5 protein-coding genes are annotated in these 11,875 nt (G+C 39.1%); all 5 read left to right on the top strand.

Annotation, left to right across the window (positions count from 1 at the left end; genetic code table 11):
* The 5 genes from PTE_RS12405 to PTE_RS12425 all read left to right on the top strand — a co-directional run bounded on the left by PTE_RS12405 (position 1) and on the right by PTE_RS12425 (position 11,304).
* Positions 1-3,537, top strand: coding sequence for a Tc toxin subunit A (locus PTE_RS12405; RefSeq protein WP_036846946.1), 3,537 nt, complete (start codon positions 1-3; stop codon positions 3,535-3,537).
* Positions 3,530-7,615: a Tc toxin subunit A-related protein gene (locus tag PTE_RS12410; protein ID WP_036846949.1), complete on the top strand. Its 4,086-nt coding sequence runs from the start codon at positions 3,530-3,532 to the stop codon at positions 7,613-7,615. Before PTE_RS12405 ends, PTE_RS12410 begins: the two co-directional genes overlap by 8 nt.
* 127 nt (positions 7,616-7,742) lie before the next feature.
* Positions 7,743-9,632 carry a glycoside hydrolase family 18 protein gene (locus PTE_RS12415; protein WP_036846952.1) on the top strand — a complete coding sequence of 630 codons (1,890 nt, stop codon included), beginning with the start codon at positions 7,743-7,745 and terminating at the stop codon, positions 9,630-9,632.
* A 164-nt stretch (positions 9,633-9,796) separates the two neighbouring features.
* Positions 9,797-10,657 (top strand): RNase RNM, encoded by an 861-nt coding sequence (rnm, locus tag PTE_RS12420; RefSeq protein WP_036846955.1) that lies wholly within the window; start codon positions 9,797-9,799, stop codon positions 10,655-10,657.
* Positions 10,658-10,683: 26 nt separating this feature from the next.
* The gene (locus PTE_RS12425; RefSeq protein WP_036846958.1) at positions 10,684-11,304 is read left to right on the top strand and encodes an L-threonylcarbamoyladenylate synthase; all 621 of its coding nucleotides are present in this window, start codon (positions 10,684-10,686) and stop codon (positions 11,302-11,304) included.
* Positions 11,305-11,875 lie beyond the last annotated feature (571 nt).

The raw sequence follows: 11,875 nt of genomic DNA on the forward strand, positions 1-11,875 counted from the left end.
ATGGATAAATATAAAAACTCTCCTGGTGAAAAACAGGATATAACAAAAGTATCACCGTTGTTGGCTGCGGTGGCAGAAATAAAATCGCCAGCATCGTCAATATTACCGACGAGTTATATGTTGTTAAACTCAGTACAGAAGGAAGATAATTCCACTATCACCCTGCTTAATACACTCCAGCGTTTGGGTTATCATTCTATTTTTGACATTATTGAAGTGTCAAAACAACGTTTTATTAAACGCCATAATGAATCTTTATCTGGCCATGCAGAGGCGATTTTTGATAAAGCCGTTAGTGCCGCTAACCAACTGGTGCAAAATTATCGGCAAAGGCAACTGAGAGATTATGATGGTGAAACATTAAGAAAAGCGAGTCATCAGGCAAGATATTTTGCTTATAACAATGATAATGCTGATGAGAAAGAAAAATTACCTGATTACAGCAATTTATTTCCTGAACCTTGGGATAATTTCTGCCAGCCGGATGCTATTGAGTCTCTTGATAGTCCGGTAAATTACCTGCTTGATCTTTATAAATTCGTAAAACAAATAGAGCTGGATGGTTCTAATAATGCCGTGGGCTTGGAGCAAAGGCGCGCAGATATTCCTGACTTATTACTTGATAGTGATAATCTTTACAAAGAGATCACAGCAATATCTGTTGTGAATGATGTTTTGTCAAAAAGTGCCAGAGAATATATTGATCAAACAGGCCATGCGGATAAGACGGTTAATCAGGTTTTAGGAGAGACCCGTTTTCCATTCATATTACCTTATAGTCTGCCTTCTCAGCAGATTAATAAAGGCTTGGCTGAAAAAGAGACTGAATTAGGCACGATTATTCAGCAAGTAGATCAGCAATTTCCCTGGCATATCTTAACTGAAAAACGTGATCAGGCTTTGTTTGCCTATACTCAATTGAGTAAGGAGCAAATGACTTTACTGACAGAGAAAAGTCCATTTTCACAAAACTTTTTATCACGTGAACAACTTATTAAGAGTTATTTCAGTACAAGTACGACAGAAGTATTGCCTGAACGTGATATTTCAAAACATGCTTATATTATTCTTTCTGGTGAAAATATCACTGGGCCGACATCGTTGAGTGATAATGTCGATAAAGCCTATGATGAGATTGTGATTACCTGCGAAAATAAGGCTAAAGAGACAATTAAAGTTAAACTTCGCGGTGAAAATGTTCTGACCTATAACCGCGTAAAAGCAAGGATGGAACCATTTGATAATTCGTCTCCATTCAGTCGGAAATTAAAGTTAACTTATGTAGAAAGTGATAATAGTGAAATTGGTAATTTGGATAATGGTCCTTTCTTTGGTGAAATGACAGTCTATGCTGCGGTGCCAAAAGAGAGCGAAAATAATACCTCGGTAAATATTGAAGGTGTTAATTTCCTGACTATGACTTACCGTTTTGCTATTGCCAAACAAGGTACTGAACAATCAGAATTATTGCCAGAAGCAGATAAATTTTTCCAAGATAATTATGGCCTTTCTGCGGATGACAGTGTGAAATTAACCGAGATTTTGTCTTTTGGTCAACAGACAGGATCGAAAGTGACAGATCTCGAGCACTTATTTAGCAGTGGTGACTTCCGGCCTTTAGTTTCACCGAATGCGGTGTTTTCTAATCCCATTTTTAATAGCGAGCAAACATCAGAACATTTTCCAGCACCTTACCATTATGGTGGTGTTTATATAAATTCTGGGCAATTAGAGGCATTAAGTATTGTCAGAACCGACTCTGGGCGCCAGATAAATGCAGTTTCTGATTTTCGTTATGATCGAATGAATCGCTTTATTCGTTTACAGCGTTGGTTAGCGTTACCCTATCATCAGCTTGACTTACTGGTAACCTCAGCAATAAAAGCTGAACCAAAGAATATAGAACTGGCTATTTCTAATAATACATTAAGAGCGTTAGGCTTATTCCAGCATTTATCTACACAATATAAAGTATTACCAGAGGCGTTTGCTGGATGGATATATCAAATTACACCATTCTCTATCAGCAATAATATTCCTTTTTTTGATCAACTTTTTAATCAGTCTAAACTTTTTGATCAGCCCTTAATCTTGGATGGTAAAGTATTTAGCTATACAGAAAATCAAGGAGATGGAGCGAAAACAGTCAAACAACTGTGTGCTGGATTAGCTATTTCTGTATCCACATTTCAAGTGATTGCGCCTATTGTTGAGAGTGCGCTGAAGCTCGCTTCTGGCAAATTGGTACGTAATCTCGACGTAGTGTCCAGACTTTATCGCTTAGTCACTATTCCACGATTATTTGGTTTTTCTGCGGAAGATGGATTGATTCTGGCCGATATTTTAACGGATAAAAGCGGGTATCTGGCAAATATACCGGCTTTAGGGGAGAAAGATGACATCCTCAGTATTATTGCCCGGATGGAAGTTTTAACGTCTTGGTTAGCCAAAATAAAACTGACACCTATCAAGCTCTCTTTATTATTAGGTAAAACTCAGCTTCCGTTAGTGCCAACAAATGGAATGTTAACCTTTTATAAGGGAATTTCTGATGGTCTTACTGATAATGTGTGTTTAAAAAAATCTGATTTTAATCGGCAAGAGATAAATGACATAGATTGGTGGATTATTCTGTCAGATAAAGAGGGTGTTTTTGATAGAGATAATGGATTAGTAAAAGATATTCCATTGATATGGGGAAAAACGGACGAAGAATCTCTGAGGAAAAAGATTGAAGATATTGTCAAGGAGAAAAAGATAAATCCAGATAATAATCAAATTAATATTGTCTTGCAGATTATATTGCAAGCTAAAACCGCACAAGAGAGTTTATTATCTAGCGCTGTTGCCGGTGAATATGGTGTATCAAAAGATATTGTGCCATTACAGCTTCGTTGGTTGGGAAGTAGTGTCTACTCAGTACTGAAGCTGGTATTAGATAATACGCCAGAAAAAGTTGAGGATATTAAAAAAGAGTTTCTGGACCTGACTTACAGTCTGTTAATTTATACTCAATTAATTAATGCATTGAGCGTAAGTAATAATCTGTTGTTATTGCGCCTGACAAATCCTAAATGGCTTGGACTAAGCGCAGATGAAACAACAAAAATATCATTATCGTTAGATGAAATTTTCCTACTGAATCGCTATCAGGATTTATTGGAAAATGCAAAACAAAATGAAGATAAGATTCAAGAATATTTTACTTTTGCTAACAATGAAACTTTACTACAGTCAGAAGAAGATGATAACAATTATAAATGTGCGCAGTTACTGGCTGAAATTTTAGATTGGGATCCTGATGAAATTTATCTTGCTTGTGAAAAAGGAAGATTAGAAAAAACACGTGTAATGACTTTATCTCAAATAGATTGGATACGGCGACTACAACAACTTTCTGTGAAAACCAATTTGTCCGTTGAACCTTTATTAGGTGCTGGTGCACTTGACGTTAATTCAGGTTTTGAAGCTTTCCAAAGCATTGGTGAAGCGGTAATGGCCGCATTAAAAGCGCAAGGAGATGATGAGAATGTCTAATTTAATTGAAGCAAAATTACAGGAAAATCTGCGTGATGCATTAGTGGATTATTATCTTGGGCAGATTGTTCCGCATGATACCGCTTTTCAATCCCGGCGTGAAAAAATTAAAAATGTGGATGATCTGTATGATTTTTTGTTGTTAGACACTCAGGTTTCTTCCAAAGTAAAAACAGCCCGTGTCGCACATGTTACCCAGTCTGTACAACAATATATTAATCGTATTGTTTTGAATTTAGAGTCAGGTTTATCGATGACTCAGGAGGATGCAGATAATTGGCAGGAGTTTGCTAATCGTTATGGCTATTGGTCTGCAAATCAGCAACTGGCTATTTACCCGGAAGTTTATGTTGATCCCACATTACGTTTAACAAAGACAGAATTCTTCTTCCAACTTGAAAGTGCACTTAATCAAGGAAAGCTTACGGATGATGTTGCTCAGAAAGCCATATTGGGATATCTGAATAACTTCGAAGAGGTCAGTAATTTAGAGGTTATTGCGGGTTACGAAGATGGTGTTGGTATTGCCGATGATAAGGTCTATTTCATTGCCAAGACCCGTACCCAGCCCTACCGTTATTTTTGGCGGACTTTAGATGCCAAACAGCGTAATAATCAGACTAACGAACTGTATCCTACCGCCTGGAGTGAGTGGAAACTGATTAATGTCCCTTTAGAAAATACATATAACGGTATTGTTCGTCCAATTATCTTAAATAACCGGTTATATATTAGTTGGTTTGAAGTTTCTGAAGAAAAACAAGATAAAGATAATAATATTAAATATCGCACTAAACTTAATTTGGCCCATTTGGCGTTTGATGGTACCTGGAGTACCGGAACGACGGTTCGTGAAGATTTACTTGATCACGCTATGAAAGAGTTGATTGCTGTTCTCGATCGTACCGGAGATGTTGAACGTTTAGCGTTGGTTGCATTTGTGCGTATGCAAGGTACAGATGATAAGGAGAAATCTTTCGATTACGATGAGGTCTTCACCTATGTTTGTGACAACCTGTTAATGGCGGCAACGGATTTACCTAAATCACCTAATCCAAAGTTATCCGATCTGGATTCATACGGTGCGGCTTTAGTCTGGTTCTATTTCCGGGAACCATCGAATGGCGGGCCGGAAGAATATAAGCAATTGGTGCTTTATCCCGTTAATAATAATATGAAGTGGCCGATAGCGGGGGAAAAAGAGTTTGAAGGAAGTTTGGGTACAATAGATCAATTTGATCTGCAAGCTGTTTATGTTGAAGGGACACTGAATATATCTCTTACGTCCAAATCAACGTATAAATATGATTTTAGCAGAAGCAAAAATATTCTTTATTGTATTTGGCTGGAGGATAGCAAGGGTGAACGGTGTTGGCTGAAATATAAGGTGCTTACCCCGGAAGATTACGATCCAACATTGAGTGTGGTACTGAATCGGTGTGACAGGAATGATGTGACGGTTGTCACTGGTTTTAGCCTGCCATCAGAAACTGGAGCCGATATTGCAGGTAGAATTAAGCAAAAACTGAGTGTCGGTAAATTACTTCGTGACAAGGTTCAAATTAAACAGACTAAACAAACCCAATATTTACAATTTCCAAAAGAAGAACAACCAGAAAGTTGGTATTCTGATCAAGCGATTCGTTTAAATACGCTTTTTGCAAAAGAGTTAATTAGTAAGGCGAGTCAGAAATTGGATAAAGTTCTGAGTTGGGAAACTCAAAATATTCATGAAGAGCCGATTACCGGCAATAATTCGAAACCCATCGATCTAAAAGGGGCAAATGGTATTTATTTCTGGGAATTGTTCTTCCATATGCCATTTATGGTGGCCTGGCGGTTTAATGTGGAACAGCGTTATGAAGAAGCCAGTCGCTGGATTAAGTTTATTTTTAACCCTTTTGAAAGTAGTGATGAACCAGCATTAACACAGGATAAGCCACGTTATTGGAATAGTCGCCCGATCATTGATGAGCCAAAACGATTGCGTAGTCTGATAGAACCGACGGATCCTGATGCAATTTCTGCCAGTGAACCTATTCATTATCGTAAGGCTATTTTTAACTTTTACGTTAAAAATGTTATCGATCAAGGTGATATGGAATATCGGAAGCTTCAACCTACTGCCAGAACGCTGGCGCGTCTAAGCTATGCAACGGCAAGTTCGCTATTGGGTGCCCGTCCTGATCTCCAATTAGCCAGTTCCTGGCAGCCAATCACTCTTGAAGATGCATCATATAAGAAGAATAGCGCCGTACGTGAATTGGAAATGATAAGTTATCCTTTGCCATATGCCCCGGTGATCCATGATAAAACTATTCGTGCGCTTGATAATGATCTCTTTATGAAACCTATTAATGAAGAGTTGACTGCGTTGTGGGATAGAATAGAAAACCGGATTTACAATTTACGGCATAATTTAACGCTGGATGGTAAAGAAATTTCGATGGATCTTTATGATTCGAAAATTTCTCCCAGAGGGTTAATGAATCAGCGTTATCAGCGGGTTGTTGCTGCCAGAAATGCCAGCAGAATGAATTTCAGAGTGCCAAATTATCGCTTTGAACCAATGTTGACACGGGCAAAATCCGGTGTCGATACATTGATACAATTCGGTAGCACGTTGTTAAGTCTATTGGAACGCAAAGATAATCTGAGTTTTGAATCATTTCAGATGGTTCAGAATAACGATCTCTACCGTTTTGCCGTTGACCTCCAGCAACAGGATATCAATATTAACCAGGCCAATCTTGATGCGTTGCAAGTGAGTAAACAATCTGCTCAGGAGCGGTACCAACATTATAAAAGTCTTTATGATGAAAATATCTCGCCAACGGAACAACAGGTTATTGAATTACAATCTCAGGCATCTTCTGCCCTGTTGGCTTCACAAGTATCAAGGACCGCCGCGGCCGCGCTGGATTTAATCCCCAATATTTATGGATTGGCTGTCGGTGGTTCGCGCTGGGGAGCGGCTTTGAATGCGGTTGCTGAGATAGCGACACTGAAATACCAATCTGACAGTACTAAAGCGGAAAGTCTCAGTGTTTCTGAATCTTATCGCCGTCGTCGGCAGGAGTGGGAGCTGCAATATAAACAAGCTGACTGGGAAGTGAAGTCGATTGAACAACAAGTCAGTATCCAGCAGTTGCAGGTCAGTGCGGCCCGTAAGCGTTTGGCGCAAGTTGAAGCCCAGCAGCAGCAATCTCAGGCCCTGTTGGCTTATTTCTCCAGTCGTTTTACCAATGAAAGTTTATATACCTGGATGATTAGCCAGATTTCTAGTCTCTATTTGCAAGCTTATGATGCGGTTTCATCGTTGTGTTTGTCCGCACAAGCCTCTCTACAGTATGAACTTGGGTTAGGCGAGCAGAATTTTATTGATGGTGCGAGCTGGAATGATCTCTATCAAGGGCTGTTGGTAGGTGAAAATCTGAAATTGGCGCTGCAACGCATGGAACGTACTTATGTTGAGCAAAATTCACGTAGATTGGAAATTATCAAAACGATTTCGCTTAAATCTTTATTGGGCGAGTCTTGGGAAGATAACCTTAAAATTCTGCAAGCGCATAATGCCATCACGTTTAATCTGGATGAATTAAAACAATTTGGTGCGGATTATCCGGGTTTATTTAATCGGCGGATTAAATCAGTTTCGGTTACGCTGCCTATGTTAATTGGGCCTTATGAAGATATTTGCGCCAAATTAAGTTTGTCGGGTGTGAGCAGCTATACGACAAAAGCCGATCTCAAAACCGTTGAAAAGATGTTGAAAGAAGGGACTCGTGCGCAAACCCCTTATACTGTTCGCAGCATACAGCCCAATCAACAAATCGCTTTATCTACAGGTACTAATGACAGTGGGATGTTCACGCTTAATTTCGATGATGAGCGTTTCTTACCCTTTGAGGGGGTAGGAGTAGGATCGAGCTGGAATTTCCAATTTACCAATATCTCGCAGGATTTAGAAAGTCTGACGGATGTGATTCTGCATGTTCGATATACCGCGCAAGAAGGACCGGCATCATTTGGTATGGCTGTTAAAGCGTTATTAACAAAGGAAAATTCAGATTCATAATGGTGAGAATTAAGAATTAAATAAATTAGTCATCTGAATTTAAAATTCTTATTTTTTATCTTTAATATTTAAATTAGCCTCTTCTACCCATGGGGAGGCTAAATATAAATCGCATTGGAGTTTATAAATGGTAAATAAATATACTTATACTTCATCAAGATCCATGTCCGATGTCAGTGATATTATTGGTGAACCATTAACCGCATGGAAAAATCAGGCAGGCGGTCAAGTTTATAATGTTATTTTTAATAGTGGTGTTTATACCAATACTTATTGGGTTGAACGCTGGCATATTCCCGATCCTTCTTCTAAGGAGGGAACACCGCATAATGCCTGGAAATATATCCGTCCAGCGACAGAAGAAGAGATAAAACAGCATGGAAATCCTACTGACGGGAGTGTTAATCCAACCGAAGATATTCCTTCACCGGTTTTACAGCCGGATGATATTACAGAGAAAACCTATCAACTACCAGATGTTAATTTTAAGCCGGATGGTTCAGGTAACAATCTTTCCTACACTGCGACTCGTGTTTGTCGCCCGATGTTTAATGAATATGAGAGCGATAAATCCAGACCGAAACTTTCTGCTTATATTACTGATTGGTGCCAATATGATGCCCGCTTGGATGGTGAAAATGAAGAGGCGGGTGATCGAGGAAGGGGATTTGACTTAAGCACTATCAATATCACCGCCTATGATAAGTTAATATTCAGCTTCCTGGGTATTTACGGTGACACTGGTGTTAAAGGAAAGAAGATCAAGGAAGTTGCAGAGGGCTGGAATAGCCAGAGTGATATCAAAATTACCGAAGGTCATATTGTTCCTCTTGATCCTTATGGTGATTTAGGCACTGCCCGTAATGTGGGATTACCTCAGGAAAGTGCGAATACGGATATTAATTCCGGGACATTTCTGCCTTTTTATCAACAAAAGAAAGCATCGGGCTTATTAGGTGGATTACGCGAGTTACAAAAAAGAGCGCGTTTAGCGGGTCATAAACTTGAATTGGCTTTTAGTATTGGTGGCTGGAGTATGTCCGGTTATTTCTCAGTGATGGCGGCTGATGTAGCACAGCGCCGCGTTTTTGTTGACAGTATTGTTGATTTTTTTGAGCGCTTTCCCATGTTCAGTTGTGTCGATATTGACTGGGAATATCCTGGAAGTGCTGGTGAGGTCGGTAATGTTATCAGTGAAAAAGATGGGGAACATTATGCTTTGTTAATTAAAGAATTGCGTGAATCTCTGGATAGCAGATTTGGACGGGAGGCAAGAAAAGAGATTTCTATTGCCTGTAGTGGTGTAAAAGCGAAATTGGAAACATCTAATATCGCAGAATTAATTAAGAATGGCTTGGATAACATTTTCTTAATGAGTTATGACTATTTTGGTACTGGGTGGGCACCTTATATTGGTCATCATACTAATCTCTATTCACCAAAAGATCCTGATGCATCAGGTGCCTCTGATTTATCTGCGGAAGTTGCTATCAATTATTTACATCAGGATCTTGGCATACCTTTGGAGAAAATTCATTTAGGTTATGCTAACTATGGGCGTGCAGGGAAAGGGGCAAATCTTGAAACCCGTGCTTACGATATAAATGGCAATGCATTAGGAACAATGGAAAAAGGCTCACCTGAATTTTTTGATATTGTTAATAATTATCTGGATAGTGAACACACGCTTGCTACCGGGAAAAATGGTTTCGTGTTAATGACGGATACCAATGCTGATGCCGATTTCTTATTTAGTGAAAAAGAAGGGCATTTTATCTCATTAGATACGCCTCGCACGGTGAAACAGAAAGCTGAATATGTAGCCAAGAATAAACTGGGTGGTATATTTTCCTGGTCAGGTGATCAGGATTGTGGCTTATTGGCAAATGCCGCCAGAGAAGGGATGGGCTATGTTGCTAAATCTAATGATGAAACTATCGACATGGGGCCGCTCTATAATCCGGGTAAGTTCCAGTATTTGAAATCTATTGGTGAAATGAAGAAAAATTCTGATTAACTTTCATCCTTTATAGAAAGAAGTATGAAATTTCTTACCTTTTAAAATGATAATATTCAGCCCGGTATTTAGGGCTGAATACCGTTCTTTTCTGTAAAACGTCGTCATTTACCGTTAAGCTACCGGGTCGTATGTTCTAATCTATTCGGGCAGGAAAAGGAATAATGACAAATTCGACCTCTGAGTTGGTGACAATTTATGATCTTCATAGCCATACGACAGCATCGGATGGTTCACTTTCACCATCAGAGTTGGTTGAACGGGCGGTGGCAATGGGAGTTAATGTATTGGCAGTGACTGATCATGATACGACAAATGCTATTCCTCTGGCCCATGAACATATCCGCAATCATCATCTGCCCTTGAAATTAATACCCGGTGTTGAGATATCTACCCTGTGGGAAAATATGGAGATTCACATTGTGGGCCTGAATATAGATATTCAGGCAATTGCAATAACTGAATTGTTGGGTAAACAGGCTGAACTCAGGAAAGCGCGCGGAATTGAAATAGGTCGCCGGCTGGCAAAAGTCGGTATTCCTGATGCTTGGGCAGGAGCAAGTCAGTTAGCGGGGGGTGGTCAGGTGACGCGGAGCCATTTTGCTCGTTACTTAATAAAAATCGGTAAAGAGCCGACTATTGCGAAGGTATTTAAAAAGTATCTGGCAAAAGGGAAAATAGGATACGTTCCACCGCAATGGTGTACAATTGAACAAGCTATTGATGCCATTCATCAATCAGGCGGACAGGCAGTGATTGCGCATCCGGGGCGATATGATTTATCTGCCAAATGGTTGAAACGTTTGATTGTCTGGTTTAAGCAACATGGTGGTGATGCAATGGAGGTTGCACAGTGCCGGCAGGCACCTAACGAGCGGAAACATCTCGGTCAATTGTCACGGGAATATGATTTGATGGCATCGTTAGGTTCTGATTTTCACCAGCCTTGTTCATGGATAGAGTTAGGGCGTAAATTGTGGTTACCCGGTGATGTGATACCAATATGGCGCAACTGGTCACTGTAGGGGCTGCATAAAATAAGAGGCAATTTATGAGCCAGTTTTTTTATATTCATCCTGATAATCCGCAACCACGCTTAATCGCGCAAAGTGTGGATGTGTTCAAAAAAGGTGGGGTCGTGGTTTACCCAACTGATTCCGGTTATGCGATTGGTTGCCATCTGGAAGATAAAGATTCGATGACCCGGATATGTCGTATCCGCCAGTTGGACAGTAATCATAATTTTACCTTAGTGTGTCGTGACTTATCAGAGATATCGACCTATGCCTATGTTGATAATTCGGCTTTTCGGCTGATTAAGAATAATACGCCAGGTAATTACACCTTTATTTTGCGGGCGACCAAAGAAGTGCCTCGTCGTTTGATGAATGATAAGCGGAAAACCATTGGGCTACGTGTTCCATCTAATCCAATTGCGCTGGCTCTTCTTGAACAAGTGGGTGAACCACTGATGTCCACCAGTCTCATTTTACCGGGGAATGATTTTGCTGAATCTGATCCGGAAGAGATTAAAGATAATTTGGGTAAACTGGTTGATCTGATTATTCACGGTGGTTATTTAGGGCAGCAACCGACAACGGTAATTGATTTGACTGAAGATACGCCTGTTGTCATACGCGAAGGTGCCGGGAATGTAACGCCATTCTTATAGGTTAAGCAGTAATCATTTTTAGAGTCTATATAAAGCCGGTGTATAATATACTGGCTTTATATTTTTGATTTTCAATTGAATTGAAATTTTTATTATTTCTTTGAATTATTAATAGTAACCAAATAAAATCATCATGGTATTAATAATTAAATTGATTTTAATAAATCGATAATAAAATATTTACCTCACCTAAGATGAGTTTTCTAAAATATTATTAGGTATAAAACTTTAATCTGGTTTTTTTAAATAAATAGCAGTGTAAAGTATCACAGCGATTAATTAAGGTGATGTCTATTTAATGAAGAGTAAAATAATTGATGGATTAAGAAACTATAGAAATTTCACCAATGTCTTGCATTGATTATTTTATTATATTTAATAATTATCTTATTTTTTAACTCTTAGGGGGATTTATATCTTTGGATAATCATGTTTTAGCTTGGCTATCGCAGTAATAAATCTGTGCTTTTCCAATGAGTTTCGGGGTGGATGATAAATGGGTATATTTATTGGAATCATTGATTCCAAAATTAGTGTAGAATGCCCGGCCACGGACTGGAGTGTATGACTT

This window comes from Photorhabdus khanii NC19, assembly GCF_000517265.1.
Lineage (GTDB): Bacteria > Pseudomonadota > Gammaproteobacteria > Enterobacterales > Enterobacteriaceae > Photorhabdus > Photorhabdus khanii.